Here is a 17,398-nt window from a genome sequence, read left to right on the forward strand (position 1 = left end):
CTGCAAAAATCCTGTAAGCGGGTCTTGGCTATTCTCCCACTCAAGGGGTAAGCCGAGAAGCCCAACTGGGTAGCTACAGCTCTAGTTGCCAGGCTGTTTGCCCGAGCCAAAACTGCTTTGGATCAGGGTTACGGCGGCAGGGGGGCCAGTGGCTCAAGGTTTCGGCATCCGCGTTGGGGGCGGGCACTGGCAGGTCTTGGGCCAGACACAGGTGGGCGATCGCCTGCGCAAATTCAGCCCCATGACCGCTGGCCCCCGCTACGGCGTGGGCCAGCTCGTGGGCTACCAGCCCCGGCCAGTCGGCGGGCACAATGCGGCCTGGGTCAACCATCAGGGTGGTGAGGCTGCGATCGCGGCAAAACCCATCTACCCCCGCCTGGGTGGCAATGGGGGCGGCAAAAATCTGCACCCGAGGCCGCTGGGCCGCCTCAAAACAGGCCAGCAGATCGCTCAAAACGGCGTTGAGCTGCTGGTTGACCTGGTGAATGTGGTGGCCAATCCAGATCAGGGCCACTCCCGGTGGGTCGGCAATGTGGTCGAGGCTAATCCAGCTCGGCTGTACGGCCAGTTCGCGCAGCAGACCCAAATACTGCGTTGCCCGCAGCAACGGGTCGTCCCCTGGGGCCGGGGCCTGCTGCCAGGTGGCCGGGGGTAGAACAGTTTGATCCGAAAGGGATGGGGCGCAATGCCGAGACGGATGCTCGTTCCGAGTCGGTTTTCGATCGCTGTGTGAATCGCGGATCATGGGTCAAACGCTGGGGCAGCCGTGGCGGTAGGCAAGTTTTCTCTCAGTCATCCTCCCACAGTGTCTGCCCCCACCCCGCTGTGCCTGCCTCTATCCCCACTCTGCCCTGACCTACGCAACAATAAAACAGGCCACAGAGCAGCGGACAGTATGGGGGAAACAGACAATGACCACTGGGGTTTGGGTACTCGGCAACCAGCTTTGGCCAGACCAGGCGGCCCTGGCCAGCTGCGAAGGCAAAGTTCCGGTTCTTTTGATAGAAGCGCTAACCTTCGCCCAGGAGCGCTGGTACCACAAGCAGAAGCTGGTGCTGGTGTGGTCGGCCATGCGCCACTTTGCCGACGAGCTAAAAGATGCCGGGTGGCCGGTTACTTACGCGATCGCCGACGACACCGAAACCGCCCTGCGCGACTGGATCACGGCCGAGGGCATTACCGAACTGCGGCTGATGGACCCAGTCGATCATCCCTTTACCGCCTGGCTAGAGAGTTTGGATTTGCCCTGCCAGCTCACCCGGCTCGACAACAACCTCTTTCTGTGGCGCACCAACGACTTCAACGCCTGGGCCAACCAGCGCAAGAGCCTGCTGATGGAGAGCTTTTACCGCGAAGGGCGCAAGCGCTTTGACGTGCTGATGGAGGGCGACCAGCCCGTGGGCGGTCAGTGGAACTTCGACAAAGACAACCGCAAGCCCCCCAAGGGCAAACTCAGTACTCCGGCTCCCCACTGGTTTGAGCCCGACGCCACCACCCAGGCGGTAATCGACAAAGTGGAGCGGCTCGAAGTCACCACCTTTGGCCAAGCCACCCCCTTTCGCTGGGCCGTCACCCGCGAGCAGGCTCTGGAGGTGCTGGACGTGTTTATTGTCGACCGACTAGAAACCTTTGGCCCCTACCAGGATGCGATGGTGACCGGCGAAGACACCATGTGGCACGCGCTGCTGTCGCCCTACCTGAACCTGGGCCTGCTGCACCCGTTAGAGGTGGTGGAGCGAGTGGAGCAAACCTTTGCCGAACGCGATCTGCCCCTCAACAGCGTGGAGGGCTTCATTCGCCAGGTGATGGGTTGGCGCGAGTATATGCGCGGTCTCTACAGCCACTTTGATGCCGACTACGCCCAGCGCAACTGGTTTAACCACCAGCAGCCCCTGCCCGAGTTTTTCTGGACTGGCGAGGTGGAGATGAACTGCCTGCACCAGGCGATCGACCAAATTCAGCGCACGGGCTACGCCCACCACATTCAGCGGCTGATGATTTTAAGCAACTTTTCGCTGATCGCCGGGTTCACGCCCCAGGCGGTGAAAGACTGGTTTCACGCGGTGTTTATCGACGCCTACGACTGGGTGATGCAGACCAACGTGATTGGCATGGGTCTGTTTGCCGATGGCGGCCTGCTGGCCTCAAAGCCCTACGCCTCGTCGGCCAACTACGTAAACAAAATGAGCGACTACTGCAAAGGCTGCCGCTACAACCCCAAAGCCCGTACCGGAGAGAACGCCTGCCCGTTTAACTTCTTTTACTGGAATTTTCTGCACCGCCACCGCGACAAACTCCAGACCCAGGGCCGCATGACCTTTATTTTGAAAAATCTGGATCGCATGAAGCCAGAGGAGCTAGAGGCCCTTCAGCAGCAGGCCCAGGAGTGGCACCAGGCACACCCATAGCCAGAACCAGCCTCCAGAAGTTGTGTTTTGTGACGGTTTTAAGGGGCGATCGCATCCCTTTTTCCTCCGGGGCTAGAATGCAGATCCGTGCAGTGGCAGGTTTTCCGCTGTTCGGCCCAGGCCCCGCAAGGGCCGGTCTCTGACCATCACTTTCTCTGTCGATTCTGGTAAAACTCCATGGTTCAAACCGCACCTCAGTCTCCCACCGACACCCTGCCCGCCGATAGCTACGTGGTGATCGGGCGCGCCACCTGCTACCTGCGCCAGGAGGGAGACGTGGTCGAGCTACAAGTTTTGGAGCCCATTCCGTCGGCCTACCTGCAATCGGTACTCCAGGGCGTACCCACCTCCTACAGCGCCATCTGCGGTACCACCATGGCCCAGGCCCTGGCAATGGATCTGGGCGAAATCGCCGCTAACCCCGCCCAGCCCTGCGCCGACTACGAAGAGCGCATTTTGGCCGCCGCCCGCACTTACCAATCCCGGCCCGAAGCGGTCAACCTGGTACCCACGGGCACTATCCACCGCGAGCTTAACTACACCACTGAGAAAAAGCGGGTGCTCAACAGCCAGCGCAAAATCTCCAAGAACGACAACGTGAAGCAGCACAAATACACCCACGAAGTCCTGTAGGGGCAAACGGTCGTTTGCCCTGCGGGGCTGCATCCTCACACCGGGGTTATTTGGTGCTCATTCTGTGCCGAATTCTGGTTAGCTCCTTCGAGTCGCTAGGGCGAACACCGTTCGCCCCTACCTAGACGTTCTCCTAAGTCAGCTGTAGGGTGGGCACTGCCCACCAATAATTCTGCTGAACCTGAGACTGCTTAGATCGGTACAATCGACCGCTGGCAACTGGGGCAAATCCCGTGGATGAGCAGCTGACAGTCGAGAATGTGGTAGCCCGAGCGGTCGGCGGTTTTGGCCCCTACCTTGAGCACCGAGTCATTTTTGAACTCAATGGTTTTGTTGCACCGCACGCAGATCAGGTGGTGGTGGTGGTGCGGGGCGGGCTGGTTAATTTCGTAGCGCTTTTGGCCCTCGGCTAGCTCTAGCTCGCGCAAAATACCCATACGCGCCATCAGCTTGAGATTGCGGTAGATGGTAGAAAGGCTAATCGGCTCACCTTCCTTCTCTAGCAGCTCACACAGATCTTCGGCACTCAGGTGGGTGCTTTCGGGCAGGTTTTGAAAGGTTTTGAGCATGGTCTCTCGCTGGGGAGTCATGCGCCAGCCGCGCTCGTTAAGCTCGGCTTTAAGGGCTGATGGAGTGTAAGCAGCCATAGCCTGGATTTCCCCCCGCTAGATTTCAATAACTCATCCTTAATGAGAATACTAGCGAACTTTTTGGGGTATTTGCAATAATTTTTTGTTATTGAGAATGACTCCGAAGACTGGTTTAGATGTCTTTAGAATTCGCCAGAGAATAGTTCAGAGCGCGAGCGGCGGAGACCAGAGTAAGCGCCGCCAGCGGAGCCGTTACCGCCCTGAGGATATAAGGACCTAGGGAGACAGGCTGAAACTCCGCCGCGATCGCCGCCTCTACCTCCGCCGCCGTCCAGCCGCCCTCTGGCCCAATGGCGATCGCCGCAGGAACAAGCGGATCGCCAACCTGGGCCGCCGCCAGCAGGTGAGGCGCATCGCCCCGCGCTACGCAGATCCACCGCTGGCCTTCGGTCGTCTGCTGCAGGTAGTCTCGCCAGGGCAGAGGGGGCAAAATTTTAGGCAGCAGCAGCCGTTCACTCTGCTCAGTGGCCTCCAGGGCGATGCGCTGCCAGCGCTCTAGCTTTTTGGGGTTGGGCTGGTGCAGGGTGCGATCGCTGATCACCGGTTGAATGGTACTTACCCCTAGCTCAGTGGTCTGGCGCACCACATCGTCAAAGCCGCTGCCCTTGGGTAGGGCGATCGCTAGGGTAATGGGGGCCTGAGTCGCCGTGGCTGATACGGGTAGGGGCGCGATCGCCGCCTGATCAGGCACTGCCGTCAGCGTTGCAAGCCACTGCTGCCCCAAGCCGTCGAGGGCGACAAACTGCTGCCCCGCCCCCAGCCGCAGCACCCGATACAGGTAGTGCTGCTGGCTGCTGCTGAGGCGAAGCTGGTTAGCCACCACCTGATTCGGCTCCACCATTAACCGCTGCACTGTCGGTCTCCCCTAGCCAAGTCGATACCTATTCCTTATACCTTGGCACGTTCAAAACTAAAGCCCCCAGCCCGAAAGCTGGAGGCCTTAGTTTTTAGATGTTTCAGTATAGTACGTACCCTATAAGAACCTTAGCGGTTCATAACTACTGTAGGAGAGCCGACGTAAAGAAAGAATAAGCCGTTTGTGAAGCTTCTTCCAAATTCCTTCGGTACTTACTTAGTACTTGACCAGGCTGATTTTGACAGGCTCTAACGGCCTAGGGGTCAGGGTTCAAGGTTTCAGGTTCAAGGCCTGCCATGAACCGTACACCCCAAACCCTGAACCCCTCCAACCTGTCACTTTTGATCTGCCAGAGCAGCCATTTAGAGCCCCAGCACCCCGATCTCGTGCTGGCGGGGCACGATGTTGAGCACATCGAGCTGGGCGCAGTACTGGAGGTCGGCTTCGTTGTTGAGGCGCAGCAGGCGCTGGCCGTGGCTGGCGTAGTGCATCAGGTCGAGCAGCTGATCTTGCCACTGCAGGTAGAGGCTGACGGCGGCGATCGCTGCGTCATTGCCAGCCAAGTCTTTGAAGGTTTGCCCTGTCGCCGCAATAATTCCGTGGATGATGGCTCCGGCACAGACGGTATCTTCTAACGAGTAGGTGCCCTCCCAACCCGAGCCCACCACCCACACGGTCTCAGGATTTTGGCTGAGCAAAAACTCGACCACGGCCTGCCGGGTGGTGAGAGCGGCGGTAATTACCGTGGGGGCGTGCTCGATCCGCTTGAGGCAGCGGGTGCCGTTGGTGGTGCTCATAAACAACCGCTTGCCTCCCGATTTTTCGGGGGAGTGGTCGAGGGGCGAGTTGCCCAGGTCGCAACCATCGACCTGGCCACCGCCCCGCTCTCCCGCCCGCAGTCGCTTTTCGGGCGGCCAGGTTTCGCTTACGTTGAGCAGGGTGTCAATGTCGCTAAAGACTTGAATAGCCTCGGCCCCCGCCGCCAGGGCCGCCGCCATGGTTGTGGTAGCCCGCAAAACATCGATGGCGATCGCACAGTCTGGGCTGCCCTGGTCAGGAACTTCTTCGGGAGTGTGGAACAGAAATAACTTCACGGCTTAGGAGTTTGTTTAGGACTTAACGTACCAAAATCTGGTTAGCCAAACGTGGACTACCGCATTTGGCTGGCCAACACCTCATTCTATGCGGGGAGTTGCCCCATTTTTGAAAAAAAAGGAGCACCCCAGGGCGCTCCTTGATCTGTGATTCTGCCGTCAAGCAGTCGGGCAGCCTAGGGCAGCCACTCCAACACCGCTTCGTCTTTGGTGTTGGTGCGGCGCGAGGGGGTAGCGCGATCGAAGGTCATGTGGATGGCGCGGGTCTGCTCGCCATCGGCCGCTACCGCCATAATTGGATAGTCAATGTTGCCATCCTGGAAGGACATTTGGAACCGGAAGGTGCCGTCGGAGTTGAGCTTGATCGGCTGACCGCCAATGGTAACGGTAGCATCGGGCTCGGTGGCCCCGTAGACAATCAGCTCGGCATCGGCCACCAGCCAGAACTTGCGAGGCCGAATGGGTGGAGCCGAGGCTGAGAAGCCCGCCCCCGACATGGTCAGCCCCGACACGTTGAGGCCCATGCCCGACATCGTCGGCACTCCCATTTCTGCTCCAGGCACCGCCCACAGCCCCGCTCCCGAGGGGAAGACGTAGGAGCTGATGGCCTTTTCGGGAGCCATCGACGCCGGTACGTGCTGCATGGAGCCAAACAGCGAACCAGCCACGCGCTGGGCCTCCGCCGACTCGGTCATGGCAAAGATGCTGTCGTAGATGGCGTTGGTGCTCTCGGCCGCGCGCTGGCTGGGGTGCTTGAGGGTGATCAAGGTCTTGCCGCGCAGGTCGGCCTGCCAATCGACAGTCACAAAGTGATCTTCAACCCAGTCGGAGGGGTAGACCGGGGGAATGTGGACGGGCAGCGATCGCGCCAGCACCAGCCAGCGACCGTCGTTGCAGAGGTAGCCAATTTCGGCCACGTAGTCGCGATCGCTCACCGGAATCGGTAGGTACCACTCCCGCGCCAGCTCGTCGCACTCGTACTGCTGCAGGCTGTGGGGTGTCTGGGAGTAGAAGTCGATGTCGGTGACATCGTAGAAGCGCAGGGCCAGCCGCGAACCACCTTGCCGCCGCAGCTCGTCCTTGTGGGTGTTGGGAATATCCCAGTAGGCGTAGGCCCATTGGGGATCACGGGGCATCAGCACGATGCGGCTTTCGCCATAGCCACTGGGCAAATCGGCTAGCCCGTCATCCACCGAGGCCAAGACCTCAACGGAGGGAGGTGTCGGAGCGCTGTAGGCAGGCGTTGGGGTAGACGCCACGGCCACATCTGCCGGAGCAGGCATTGGGTCAGGCACGGGGGTCACCGGAGCAGGAGACACCTGAGTGGGGACCGCCGCAGGGCCTGCGCCGCGCTTGGCATCGATCGCCTGAATGGCCTCAATCAGCTCGGTCTTGCGCATACGACTGTAGCGGGACACTTCGTATTCGCTAGCCACCTTGCGGAGCTGCCGCAGGGTCATTTCTTCTAAGGGGGGACGGGGCGATGGCATAGAGCACTCTCCTTAATAAAGACCAGGACGGCAGACAGTTAGCAACCAAATGAGCTACGGCAGGGAGGCAGCAGGACAGGACAATGCCGCCATGCTGATACCGATCCCGCACCCTGGCGTTAGCACTAATTTTTAAACCTCAATGCCCGGCTACCGAGCTTCTGGTTTCAGGTGGGGATCAACTGTTGCCCTGTAGCATGACAAAAACAACCGCCGGGATCAAGCCCCTGCCAAGGCTTTTCTGGCTCAACCAGCGAAAAAGCAAGGGTTTGGGGATCAAAATATCATGGTTTCACAACATTCTGATCCCGTACGTATTATTGCGTCAAGATTTCATGGCATTAAAGTGTGCGGCCAGGGCTAAACCTGCGATCGCCACCCCTAGCGCGGCTGCGATCGCAGTGGTGCTGCTCTGGGCGACATCCCCTGCTAGAGTTTGGGGATGCGATCGCCACTGGTGCAGCCGCGCCCTGGGGTTTCGCGCCAGCCTGTCTCTGTCACCACCCGCCTAACCATGTCCTCTGATCCTGCTGCTACGCCCGATTCCGATGTCTCGACCGCCAAAGGCAGCCGCATCATTAGCCGTCTGCTGCCGCCCGCCATTCGTCTGTGGCTGCACAGTCAGCTCGACCACATTGAGGGGCTGGAGTTTGCGATCGATGGTAAAGATCGGCAAATTTTGGGGGGCTACCTGCCGAAGGTAAGGTTGGCGGCTCACCAGGCGGTGTATCAGGGGCTGCACGTTAGCCAGGTATCGGTCAGCGCCGCCGACATTCGCGTCAACCTGCCTCAGGTGCTGCGCGGCAAGGCGCTGCGGCTGCTGCAACCCTTTCCGGTAGACGGGCAGGTAACGGTGCTGGCCGACGATCTGCGGGCATCGCTACAGTCATCTCTGCTGGGTCAGGGGTTGCGCGATGTGCTGAGGCAGCTCCTGGCGGGGGCAGAGACTCAGCAGCGCGTCCCTCTCAATCGCTGGCTCGGCGAAGGTGAAGCGTCGCCAGCACTCGACATTGCCCTGGCCACCGATCGCCTGACCCTGTGCTGGCCCCCAGAACCCTCCAGCGGCGATGCCCTGGAGCTCACGATGGGGCTGGCCATGCGAGCAGGGCGCTGGCTGTGTCTGCGTCAGCCCGTGGCGACGGTGCTACCCACAACCGGCGCACCGGCCTCGCCAATCGCGCTCGACGAGATTGAATTTGACCTGGGGTCAGAGGTAGACATTCGCCAGCTCGCCGTCACCCCCACCGGCATTGACCTGGTGGGCATGGTGCGAGTAATTCCGGCTGATTAGTCTCGGTTGATAGATCTAACCGTAGGGTGAGCAATGCCCACCACAGCCTTGATCTTTCAAGTTAGATTTGGCTTGGGTAACGCCTGTAGTATCCCCAACCATCACCTAGCCCGCAGCCTTAGCCCTAGCCTTTTTCTCCGGCAGGTTGCGGGGCGGCACCGCTCGACCTTCGTAAAAGCGGCGTTCTAAACGGCCCAAACCGGCCCAGGCGGCAGCGGTACTCAGGGGCAACAGAGACAGCAGCACGGCCGTGGTGCCCGTGAAGCTGCTGGCGGCAAGCGGCAGCAGCGACCAACCTACCGCGCTCACCCCCAAAAGCCCCCAGCGCAGTGTTTTTATGCGGGACAGAGCAGTGCGACAGCTGTGGCAGTGCTGGGTGTGAGACTGGTAGCGATCGAGCAAGACTTCTTTGGTCAACTCACGCTCTAAACGCTGACCGGGGAAGGGATCGGCCCCAAAGTCGCTGACCCAGTTGCGAAAGGCCAGCACGTAGCGATCGGCCTGGGTGGGCAGATAGCAGGCCTGAGCGTAGGGGCGATTCTCCTCGGGAGAGGCGTGGCCAACGGCCTTCTCTAGCTCACGCTCCTGCAGGTGCAGAAAAATTTGGTCGTCTTCGAGCACGGCGTTGTTGCCGATGTGGCTATACCAACGGGGCGTGAGGCCAATCACGGTAGCAGGAATTTTAGACGAAAACTTAAACGGAAAGCGGGCAAACAGCCGACACTCGCCCTTGCGCATGGGGGTGGCGTAGACCACGGTCATGGTGCGACCAAACTGCTTTGAGGTGAGGTCGTGGTACATCAGCGCCGGGGCAATGAAGGTCGTGTACTGGGTGCCCAGGTTGCCCTTGCGGGGGCCTTCGGGCCACAGACCGCGAAAGCCCTGCTTACCCGATTCCACCACGTCCATCACCATAGGGGCGGCATTTTCACGCTTGCCTACGGTTTTGTGGTGGGTGTAGGGAATGTGGCTGGCATCCAGCACGTTTTCGAGCAGGGTGAGGGCGTCGTAGGGCAGGTCGCGAAAGGTGTTGAGCACCACCCAGCCATCGGGGTCTTCATCCACAGGCCCAACGATGGGCACCTCCACCTGGGGCGCGTGTTCGGCCTGGCCGGGGTAGACAAACAGCAGCCCCTGGGCGATCGCGGTCGGCATCGACTTCACACAGGCCCGCGACGACCGATTGCCCTGGCCATTTTGCTCCTGGGGCGGCTGCTGGGGAATATAGGTACAGGTGCCATCGCCCGCAAAGGCCCAGCCGTGGTAGGGGCACTCTAGCTCGCCATCCTCGTTGATGCGCCCCTCCGACAGGGGGGCGAGGCGGTGTGGGCACTTGTCTTCAAACACGCACCAGGTCTGGCCTCTGGCGTCCCACCAGATCACAATGCCCCGATCTAGCAGCGTAAACCGGGTGGGGGTTGCCGGGTCCAAATCGTCTAGGTAGGCGACGGGATACCAGGCCTCGGCYCAGTCAAACCGGGCGGGGTCGGGGCCACCCGCGGGGAGAGGGGCGGCAGAGCCCGCAGACTGAGGAGCGATCGCAACGGTAGTCATGGCTAATACCTGACGGTCATTCCTTTACATTCTGCAATATTTTCCCGCCGGGCAGCAGGTCAGCCAGGTGGTTTTAGATACAGGAAAACCTCACCTATCGTGGGAGGGTAGCCCCTGGCGGTGGTGAGCACAGCTGTAGTGAGGGCAACCAGAGTACACTCAGCAAAAGCGTAGCTGTGTAAAAGCACGAGGCCAGCTGAGAAGCCATTGCGGTTACCCAGCGCCAGGTTAATCTTGTCCGGCATCAGTTACGACTCCGTTTAAGAACTCAGTAGCCCTACTCAAGCTTTTTGGGGTGAAAAGCGCTAGTTTAGAGCCAAATATTCTGATTAGTGGCAGATTAGCTCCAGGTTGCCTCGGTTTTTGGGGTAGTGTAAAGCAGACTAAAGGGGTACTCATGGTCGGTCTTGTGAGCTAGCGTGAACAAACCTCGGCAGGGCTTAGAGCCGAGGCGTTAGGCGCGGCAGCTCTATACTAAGGTTCCGTCAGAATCTAGAGCCATAGGTCTGCTACGCAGCTGGCTGGCCTCTGGTTTCACCCTCAATTGCAGCAGGTCCGTCAGGTATCTGGGTGTTGATCATTTACCTCTCGCTGTGTCCGAAGAATGACGCGCAACCTTCCACCCCAACCGGCCATTAGTGAAGCAACAATTTTGTCGGCGGTAGCGGCTGTCTGTGATGCAGCCGCTTTAGCCTACGACCTAGACCTTTTTTTACAGCAGGTAGTAGACACCCTGCGGCAGCTGCTCGACACCGACCGGGTCGTGGTCTATCAGTTTTTGCCCAACCGCGATGGCATCATTGCCGCCGAATCGGTTGGGGCGGCCTGGCTGCCCCTGCGAGGAGAGCTGATCTACGATCCCTGCTTCGAAAACGGCTGGGGCGAACGCTACCGCCAGGGCCACATTGGCATCGTTACCGATGTGCAGCACAACAATCTCGAACCCTGCTATGTCGATTTGCTCACCAGTCTGCAGGTGCAGGCCAAACTGGCGGTGCCGATCTTTGCTGGCCCCCAGCTGTGGGCGCTGCTGATTGTTCACTGCTGCGGTGGTCCCTGCAACTGGCATCAGTCGAGCCATGATTTGCTCAGGCACGTGGCGCGCCAGGTTGGCCAAACCGTTTATCAGAATGAGTTAGAGCAGCAGCTGGCCCAGCAGCGGCAAACTCGCCCAGACCGAGAGCAAACCGAGCAGTTGTTTCAGCTCTTTACCGACCACGTCGATCAGCTCCTGTTTATTCGCGATGCGGTGTCGAAGCAGTTTTTGTACGTCAACGCCGCCTTTGAGCAGATCTGGGAGCAGCCCTCAGCCGCCCTTTACGACGATCCCAATCTCTGGCTGCGCCAGATTCACCCCGACGACTTGCCCCAGGTGCAGGCCTCGGTCGGACGGCAGTTTGAAGGCAACTCGGTGCGGCGGGAGTATCGGATCGTGCGCCCCAGCGGCGAGGTGCGCTGGATTAAGGCCCACGTGCGGGTGGTCGAAGATGATCAGGCCCAGCCTCGCTACATGGTGGGCTGGGCCGAAGACTGCACCGAACACCGAGAGCTACAGGCTCATCTGAGGGCTACCGAGGCCACCCTGAGCCGCCGGGTAGGGCAAGAGCAGCTGCTGCGTATGCTGACCGCCCGCATGCGCGAAACCCTAGACTTTAAGACCATTCTCAGCGCTGCGGTAGCCGGTATTAAGGCTGTGTTTAATGCCGACCGCGCGGTGATTTTTGAAATTTTGGCCGACGGTAACCGGCGCATTGCCCAGCAAGCCACCCACCCCAACTACGTCACTATTACCGACGCCATGATTCCGGCCGGGCCGCTGTCGCCCGACTACCTGAAACGACTGCGCACCGGCCAGCCCTACATTGTCAACGATGTGGATACGGCGCTGTGGTCGTCCGAAATTCTGGCCTTTCTCAACAGCATTATGGTCAGGTCGGCCATGATTGCCCCCATTGCCCATCCCTTTGGGGGCGATCGCCAGCCGGTGTGGGGCATTTTGGTGGTGCACGCCTGCGGCGAAAATCGGCAGTGGCAGCCCTTTGAGGCCAACATGCTGCAGCATTTTGCTGACCAGCTCACCACCGCGCTGCACCAGGCCGAGCTATACCGGCAGCTGCAGGCCGCCAACCGGGAGCTCGATCGCATTGCCAAGGTCGACAGCCTGACCCAGCTGGCCAACCGTCGCTGGCTCGACGAGTACCTGAGCCAGGAGTGGCAGCGGCTGGCTCGGGAGCGCAAACCCCTCAGCGTGGTGCTGGCCGATGTCGATTTTTTCAAACCCTACAACGACACCTACGGCCACGCCGCTGGCGACCAGTGCCTGATTGACATTGCCAGCGCCATTGACCACGGCGTTCGTCGCCCGGCCGATTTAGCAGCGCGCTACGGCGGTGAAGAGTTTGCCCTGGTGCTGCCCGACACCGACACCGCTGGCGCGATTCGAGTGGTGCAGATGGTGCGTCACCACCTGCAAATTCTGAGCCTGCCCCACGGTGCCAGCCCCAGCAGCACGACGATTACGCTCAGCTTTGGCATTGCCACGCTGGTGCCGACCCCCGGCAGCCCGGCGGAGAGCATTTTGGCCGCCGCAGACCAGGCTCTCTACGCGGCCAAAGATGCTGGCCGCAACCAGTACCAGGTGTTTCAGGGACAGGGCTGATGCTGCGCGAGAAAAGGCGATCGCCGCCGATCGCAAGGGCAGACCACTAACCCTGGGGCCTGACCAACAGCAGGTAGGCCCCAGTCAGCAGCACCGCCGCTGCGGCCAGCAGGGCCTGACTGAACCGGGTGCTGAGGCGGGGCAGCAGGTAGACGGTGGCTACCAGCACCAGCACCAGCTCCAGGGTCGCGCCCAGTCGCCCCAAGTGGTCCACATCCCAGTAGGAGACGGGGCTGATAAAACGCACGGAGCTGAGGGGCCAAAAGTGCCGATGGGCGTCGTCGTGGTGCAGGGGCAGATCGGCCAGGTGGTGCAGCACCATGCTGGCTCCCACAAACCCCAGCCAGTACCGCTTAAGGTAGTAGCCCAGGGCGATCGCCAGCAGCCCCAGCGGCATCGAGTTGCCGACAGCAAAAATATCTTGCCAGGGCTGGCTGTAGTAGGCAGTGCTCCAAATCGTTGACTCGGGCAGGCCCTGCCACCGAGCCCAGGCGTAGAATACAAACATGGCCGCGTCAGGAATCAACGCGCCGATCAGAATGGGCCAGGTCATCACCGGAGCAACCGGGCGACGCAGCAGGGCCAGATTGAGAATCAGGTGACTGGGAGTATTCATGGGGCTATGGTACACCGCCCAATTTATCTAGACTGCCACGCCACTACGCCGGTCGACCCTCGGGTGCTGGAGGCGATGCTGCCGTTTTTTACCGAGCAGTTTGGCAACCCGGCCAGCCTTACCCACGCCTACGGCTGGGAGGCAGAAGCGGCGGTGGCGCGATCGCGCCAAACCCTGGCCGCTGCCCTCAACGCCACGCCCGAGGAAATCGTCTTTACCAGCGGGGCCACCGAGGCCAACAATCTGGCGATCAAGGGCATCGCCGAGGCCTGCTTTAGCCGAGGCCGCCACATGATTACGGTGCAGACTGAGCACAGCGCCGTGCTCGACCCCTGCCGGTACTTAGAATCACTGGGCTTTGAGGTCACCTACCTACCCGTGCAGCCCAACGGTCTGATCGATCTCGACGCTCTGGATAAAGCCTTTCGCGACGACACGGTGCTGGTGTCGGTGATGGCGGCCAACAACGAGATTGGGGTGCTACAGCCCCTGGCCGAGATTGGGGCGCGCTGTCGCGATCGCAGGGTTTTCTTCCATAGCGATGCGGCCCAGGCAATCGGCAAAGTTCCCCTCGACGTGCAGGCCATGCAGCTGGATCTGGTATCGCTGACGGCCCACAAAATCTACGGCCCCAAGGGCATTGGGGCGCTCTACGTGCGGCGGCGACCCCGCGTTCCCCTGGCGGCCCAGCTCCACGGCGGCGGCCACGAGCGGGGGCTGCGCTCAGGCACGCTGTATCCGCCGCAAATTGTCGGCTTTGCCAAGGCGGTGGAGCTGGGGTTGGAGGAGCTGGAGGCCGAGCGCGATCGCCTGATCGCGCTGCGGCAGCACCTCTGGCAGGGGCTGCAACCCTTGGGGGGTCTGCACCTCAACGGCCACCCTACCCAGCGGTTGCCCAACAACCTCAACGTCAGTTTTGAGGGGGTGGATGGGCAGGCGCTGCTGCTGGGGCTGCGGGGTACCGTGGCGCTGTCGTCGGGTGCTGCCTGTAGCACCGCCAGCACCGCCCCTTCCCCCGTGCTCAAGGCCCTGGGCCGAGCAGATGCCCTGGCCTACGCCTCACTGCGCTTTGGTTTGGGCCGCTTCACCACCGTCGATGAGATCGACCAGGTAGTTGCTGCGGTGATTGCGACAGTGCAGGCCCTACGTCAGTCAGCCGTTTAGCCATACGAAGGCGAGCGCGATAAGGCATAATGAAAATTAGCTTTGGGGTCAGGGGCATCTACAGCAGCTAAGCAGTGCCCGAGTTTAATTCACACACCGTTTCACACGCCTTAGGGCGTGACGCCAAAGGGCGCAACAGAGTGTCTAGTTCCCCGACAGGCTTATGACAACCCCAAACCGTCAGCTCGGCGATCTTCTCAAAGCCGGCATTGAGCAGGCCCGGCTGGGCTACTTTGAGGCGGCGATCGCCCACTTTTCTGCAGCCATAGCGCTCGATGCCACTTGCGCCAAAGCCTTCTACAACCGGGGCTGCGCCCACCGCGATCGCGGCAGTCATGCCGCCGCCATTGACGATTTTTCGACCGCCCTGTGCCTAGAGCCCACCTTTGCCAATGCCTACATCAATCGGGGCAGCGTCTACCGCCTGGTGGGGCAGCTGAGCGAGGCCCTGGGCGACTTAGACCGAGCTATCGCGCTGCGGCCCGGCTCAATCAAAGGCTACGGCAACCGAGGCCGAATCAAGCTCGATCTAGAAGACTACGGCGGGGCGATCGCCGACTTTGCCGTCGTGCTGGCCGAGCAGCCCAAATTTGCCAAAATTTTACTGTGGCGGGGGCTGGCCTACCTCAAGCAGGGGGCCATCGCGGCCCTGGCCGAACCCCGGCGAGAGGCTTACCAGTTTGCGATCGCCGACTTTACCCGGCTGCTGCACAGCCAGCCCCACCACGCCGAGGCCTACAACTACCGGGCGGTGGCCTACTTTCAGCTGCGCAACTATTACCAGGCCACCCTCGACATCAACCGCGCCCTGGAGTGCCAGGTCGACTACGTGGAGGCCTACGTCAACCGGGGCATGCTGCGCCACGAGCTGGGCGACTTTCAGGGGGCGATCGATGACTACACCACGGTGCTTGAGCTGAACCCCGACCTGCAAGACCGCTCCTACAACCAAACCCTGGTGGGCCTGGCCCTCGACAGCCCCGATGCCACCCTGAGCGAAGACACGCCCCTAAACCTGCGCTTTCGGCTGGCCGACCTGTACGACAGCCGGGGATTACTGCGCGCCCAGGTGGGCGACATGGAGGGGGCGATCGCCGACTACACCCTGGCGCTGCGCTTTAACCCCCACAGCGGCCGCATCTGGGCCAATCGAGGCCGCGTGTATAGCCGTCAGGAAGACTACCCGGCTGCGATCGCCGACTTTGACCACGCCCTGGAACTCAACCCCGGCGATGCTCTGGCCCACTGCGATCGCGGCTATGCCCTCTACTTTCTCGACGAGTGGGACATTGCCCTCGAAGACTTTAACCGCGCCATTGAACTCAGCCCCACCCTGGCCGAGGCCTACATTGGTCGCGGCCACACCAGCATCCGCCTAGGTCACGGGGCCAATGCCGCGATGGATGACTTTCGCAAAGCCCTTAACCTGTCGTGGGACAGCCGCAAATCAGAGCGATCGCGCCCGCTCTAGATAGCCATGCCGCAAACACTATGAGCAAACAGGGTTCAGCAGGCAGCAAACGCCCCTGGTTGGGCAGCGTGGTTGGGGCCTTAGTGGGTGGCACAGGCCAATATTTAATTACGGTGCTCTTTTTCTACTACGTGTTCAACTGGGGCGGGCCGTTTTTTCGGAATCACGCGGGCGTTAGTTTGCCTACCCTATTGACGTCTGATCCAGCCTGGCGATTTTTTGGCCTATCCGCCGGGCTGGGGGGGCTCGGCGGTGCCCTGGGCGGCACAACACGACGATTGGCTAGGGGCGCGGCCCTGGGCGGCGGCACGATTGGTCTGCTCTATCTGGCGCTGTTTGTGGTGCCGCTCAACGGCATGATTAGACTGAGCGGCGGTGGCGTTACCGACTACTCAACTGACAAGCAAGCCATTGCCCTCAGCCTGGTAGCAACTGTGGTCTGGGGCGCGATCGCAGGCACCTGTGCCGCTGCCGTCAAAAAAAGACTCCCTTCCACGACCTTAACTCCTCCCCGTTGAGAACGGCCTGGCCGAATGAAAAAGAGAATTAATCCTAAGTCCTGGTTACTTAACCCAATTAGGTAAGGGCAAACAGCCGTTTGCTCCTACGGGACACCTGTTTTGAGCCGGGTCTTTGAAACTCGGACTTAATAGAAAATATTACCGCCGTCTGCGGCCAGAGCTACGACGTGGGGCCGAGCGGCGTGAACTGCCAAAACTACCCCCTGAAGGCCGAGCCCGCTCATTCCGTCGATTGTTGCGTCGCAGATTGCTATTGCCAACGCCGTTGCCTGAAGGTCTATTGGTGTTAACACGCGAGGCAGTGCCGCCGGTCGAGCGGAGCCTGCCGCTCGCTCGAAACTGACGGTTCCGATATTCAGCCGGAGGCGCTTGGTAGCGTGACTGATAGCGCGAAACGGCTTCGCCATAGCTGCGTCCATAGCCGCCGTGGCCAACTAGGGCTACACCCGGCCGATACAACGGCGGCATGTAGTAATGCGGACGGAAAAGTAAGCTGCCGACCGCCTGACCCGCTAGCGCTCCCGCAAACGGTGTCCAGAAGCTGGGTTCTTGACGAATAATGACAACTTCTTCCTGCCCAGTCTGTGGATCGACTTGCGTTGCAGTTACGTTGTGAACATATTCAATTCGAAAATCGGGTGTTAGATACAGCGCTGGTTGTCCGTTTTCAACGCGCAGTTCACTCGATTTGCCCGCAGAGATTTCTTCGTCTGTTAGACGAGCCAACGGCAAATTGGCGCTGCGAAACATCGACTGCCCAGGCTCAGTGTTGAGCAACATTAAGCTGTATTCACCCGAACTGTCGTCGTAGGTAGCCTGCTGCACAGAATAAGCTCCGTCTGCAATGGAGCTAGCAGCAGCAGGGGCAGTTGTTTCTTGCGGCAGTTGCGGTGCTGGTTGCGAAGTGGAGTAATCTTCTAGGCTAGTGCAGGCAACCGACGACCACACCAGAGCCAATGCCATTAAAGAAGCAGAAAGTTTGCGTATCATT

The 17,398-nt window shown here is 60.4% G+C and carries 16 protein-coding genes; 8 read left to right on the top strand and 8 right to left on the bottom strand.

The window, feature by feature from the left end; genetic code table 11:
- Positions 1–73: 73 nt before the first annotated feature.
- A complete protein-coding gene (locus IQ265_RS05580; protein WP_194051406.1) occupies positions 74–745 on the bottom strand; it encodes a hypothetical protein in 672 nt (223 codons plus the stop codon).
- Between the two features lie 166 nt (positions 746–911).
- On the opposite strand from IQ265_RS05580, the gene IQ265_RS05585 reads away from it, so the two are divergent.
- Together IQ265_RS05585 and IQ265_RS05590 are read left to right on the top strand one after the other, a co-directional pair.
- Entirely contained in the window at positions 912–2,408 is a 1,497-nt protein-coding gene (locus IQ265_RS05585) for a cryptochrome/photolyase family protein (RefSeq protein WP_194051407.1), read from the top strand.
- Between the two features lie 177 nt (positions 2,409–2,585).
- Positions 2,586–3,041: a hypothetical protein gene (locus tag IQ265_RS05590; RefSeq protein WP_194051408.1), complete on the top strand. Its 456-nt coding sequence runs from the start codon at positions 2,586–2,588 to the stop codon at positions 3,039–3,041.
- A gap of 191 nt (positions 3,042–3,232) precedes the next feature.
- Here IQ265_RS05590 and IQ265_RS05595 read toward each other — a convergent pair whose 3' ends face one another.
- The 4 genes from IQ265_RS05595 to IQ265_RS05610 all read right to left on the bottom strand — a co-directional run bounded on the left by IQ265_RS05595 (position 3,233) and on the right by IQ265_RS05610 (position 7,131).
- Entirely contained in the window at positions 3,233–3,688 is a 456-nt protein-coding gene (locus tag IQ265_RS05595; protein ID WP_106922745.1) for a Fur family transcriptional regulator, read from the bottom strand.
- Between the two features lie 115 nt (positions 3,689–3,803).
- Positions 3,804–4,532 carry a 16S rRNA (uracil(1498)-N(3))-methyltransferase gene (locus IQ265_RS05600; RefSeq protein WP_194051409.1) on the bottom strand — a complete coding sequence of 243 codons (729 nt, stop codon included), beginning with the start codon at positions 4,530–4,532 and terminating at the stop codon, positions 3,804–3,806.
- A gap of 377 nt (positions 4,533–4,909) precedes the next feature.
- Positions 4,910–5,641 carry a 2-phosphosulfolactate phosphatase family protein gene (locus tag IQ265_RS05605; protein ID WP_194051410.1) on the bottom strand — a complete coding sequence of 244 codons (732 nt, stop codon included), beginning with the start codon at positions 5,639–5,641 and terminating at the stop codon, positions 4,910–4,912.
- 176 nt (positions 5,642–5,817) lie between these two features.
- Positions 5,818–7,131, bottom strand: coding sequence for a DUF4912 domain-containing protein (locus IQ265_RS05610; RefSeq protein WP_194051411.1), 1,314 nt, complete (start codon positions 7,129–7,131; stop codon positions 5,818–5,820).
- Positions 7,132–7,466: 335 nt separating this feature from the next.
- On the opposite strand from IQ265_RS05610, the gene IQ265_RS05615 reads away from it, so the two are divergent.
- Positions 7,467–7,643, top strand: a complete 177-nt coding sequence (locus IQ265_RS05615; protein ID WP_194051413.1) for a hypothetical protein — start codon at positions 7,467–7,469, stop codon at positions 7,641–7,643.
- Positions 7,644–7,645: 2 nt separating this feature from the next.
- Positions 7,646–8,422 (top strand): DUF2993 domain-containing protein, encoded by a 777-nt coding sequence (locus tag IQ265_RS05620; RefSeq protein WP_194051415.1) that lies wholly within the window; start codon positions 7,646–7,648, stop codon positions 8,420–8,422.
- A 105-nt stretch (positions 8,423–8,527) separates the two neighbouring features.
- On the opposite strand, the gene IQ265_RS05625 is transcribed toward IQ265_RS05620, so the two are convergent.
- The gene (locus IQ265_RS05625; protein ID WP_194051417.1) at positions 8,528–9,976 is read right to left on the bottom strand and encodes a Rieske 2Fe-2S domain-containing protein; all 1,449 of its coding nucleotides are present in this window, start codon (positions 9,974–9,976) and stop codon (positions 8,528–8,530) included.
- Between the two features lie 604 nt (positions 9,977–10,580).
- Here IQ265_RS05625 and IQ265_RS05630 point away from each other — a divergent pair.
- Positions 10,581–12,635, top strand: coding sequence for a diguanylate cyclase (locus IQ265_RS05630; RefSeq protein WP_194051419.1), 2,055 nt, complete (start codon positions 10,581–10,583; stop codon positions 12,633–12,635).
- 46 nt (positions 12,636–12,681) lie between these two features.
- Here the strand turns inward: IQ265_RS05630 and IQ265_RS05635 are convergent, their stop codons facing one another.
- Positions 12,682–13,251: a hypothetical protein gene (locus tag IQ265_RS05635; protein ID WP_194051421.1), complete on the bottom strand. Its 570-nt coding sequence runs from the start codon at positions 13,249–13,251 to the stop codon at positions 12,682–12,684.
- 6 nt (positions 13,252–13,257) lie between these two features.
- Between IQ265_RS05635 and IQ265_RS05640 the strand changes: the two genes are divergently transcribed.
- The 3 genes from IQ265_RS05640 (at position 13,258) to IQ265_RS05650 (ending at position 16,404) form a co-directional block, all read left to right on the top strand.
- The gene (locus IQ265_RS05640) at positions 13,258–14,415 is read left to right on the top strand and encodes an aminotransferase class V-fold PLP-dependent enzyme (RefSeq protein ID WP_194051423.1); all 1,158 of its coding nucleotides are present in this window, start codon (positions 13,258–13,260) and stop codon (positions 14,413–14,415) included.
- A gap of 163 nt (positions 14,416–14,578) precedes the next feature.
- Positions 14,579–15,886 carry a tetratricopeptide repeat protein gene (locus tag IQ265_RS05645; RefSeq protein ID WP_194051425.1) on the top strand — a complete coding sequence of 436 codons (1,308 nt, stop codon included), beginning with the start codon at positions 14,579–14,581 and terminating at the stop codon, positions 15,884–15,886.
- A 20-nt stretch (positions 15,887–15,906) separates the two neighbouring features.
- Positions 15,907–16,404: a hypothetical protein gene (locus IQ265_RS05650; protein WP_194051427.1), complete on the top strand. Its 498-nt coding sequence runs from the start codon at positions 15,907–15,909 to the stop codon at positions 16,402–16,404.
- Positions 16,405–16,545: 141 nt separating this feature from the next.
- Here the strand turns inward: IQ265_RS05650 and IQ265_RS05655 are convergent, their stop codons facing one another.
- Entirely contained in the window at positions 16,546–17,370 is an 825-nt protein-coding gene (locus IQ265_RS05655; RefSeq protein ID WP_228037611.1) for a hypothetical protein, read from the bottom strand.
- Positions 17,371–17,398: the final 28 nt, after the last annotated feature.

The sequence above is a fragment of the Nodosilinea sp. LEGE 06152 genome, from assembly GCF_015207525.1.
In the GTDB taxonomy this organism is placed as follows: domain Bacteria; phylum Cyanobacteriota; class Cyanobacteriia; order Phormidesmidales; family Phormidesmidaceae; genus Nodosilinea.

What these genes read in the sequence shown, in the direction of transcription:
- IQ265_RS05595 (WP_106922745.1), bottom strand. Translation starts at nt 3,688, where the DNA reads ATGGCTGCTTACACTCCATCAGCCCTTAAAGCCGAGCTTAACGAGCGC.
- IQ265_RS05635 (WP_194051421.1), bottom strand. Translation starts at nt 13,251, where the DNA reads ATGAATACTCCCAGTCACCTGATTCTCAATCTGGCCCTGCTGCGTCGC.
- IQ265_RS05655 (WP_228037611.1), bottom strand. Translation starts at nt 17,370, where the DNA reads ATGGCATTGGCTCTGGTGTGGTCGTCGGTTGCCTGCACTAGCCTAGAA.
- IQ265_RS05620 (WP_194051415.1), top strand. Translation starts at nt 7,646, where the DNA reads ATGTCCTCTGATCCTGCTGCTACGCCCGATTCCGATGTCTCGACCGCC.
- IQ265_RS05590 (WP_194051408.1), top strand. Translation starts at nt 2,586, where the DNA reads ATGGTTCAAACCGCACCTCAGTCTCCCACCGACACCCTGCCCGCCGAT.
- IQ265_RS05640 (WP_194051423.1), top strand. Translation starts at nt 13,258, where the DNA reads ATGGTACACCGCCCAATTTATCTAGACTGCCACGCCACTACGCCGGTC.
- IQ265_RS05610 (WP_194051411.1), bottom strand. Translation starts at nt 7,131, where the DNA reads ATGCCATCGCCCCGTCCCCCCTTAGAAGAAATGACCCTGCGGCAGCTC.
- IQ265_RS05615 (WP_194051413.1), top strand. Translation starts at nt 7,467, where the DNA reads ATGGCATTAAAGTGTGCGGCCAGGGCTAAACCTGCGATCGCCACCCCT.
- IQ265_RS05580 (WP_194051406.1), bottom strand. Translation starts at nt 745, where the DNA reads ATGATCCGCGATTCACACAGCGATCGAAAACCGACTCGGAACGAGCAT.
- IQ265_RS05645 (WP_194051425.1), top strand. Translation starts at nt 14,579, where the DNA reads ATGACAACCCCAAACCGTCAGCTCGGCGATCTTCTCAAAGCCGGCATT.
- IQ265_RS05650 (WP_194051427.1), top strand. Translation starts at nt 15,907, where the DNA reads ATGAGCAAACAGGGTTCAGCAGGCAGCAAACGCCCCTGGTTGGGCAGC.
- IQ265_RS05630 (WP_194051419.1), top strand. Translation starts at nt 10,581, where the DNA reads ATGACGCGCAACCTTCCACCCCAACCGGCCATTAGTGAAGCAACAATT.
- IQ265_RS05585 (WP_194051407.1), top strand. Translation starts at nt 912, where the DNA reads ATGACCACTGGGGTTTGGGTACTCGGCAACCAGCTTTGGCCAGACCAG.
- IQ265_RS05600 (WP_194051409.1), bottom strand. Translation starts at nt 4,532, where the DNA reads ATGGTGGAGCCGAATCAGGTGGTGGCTAACCAGCTTCGCCTCAGCAGC.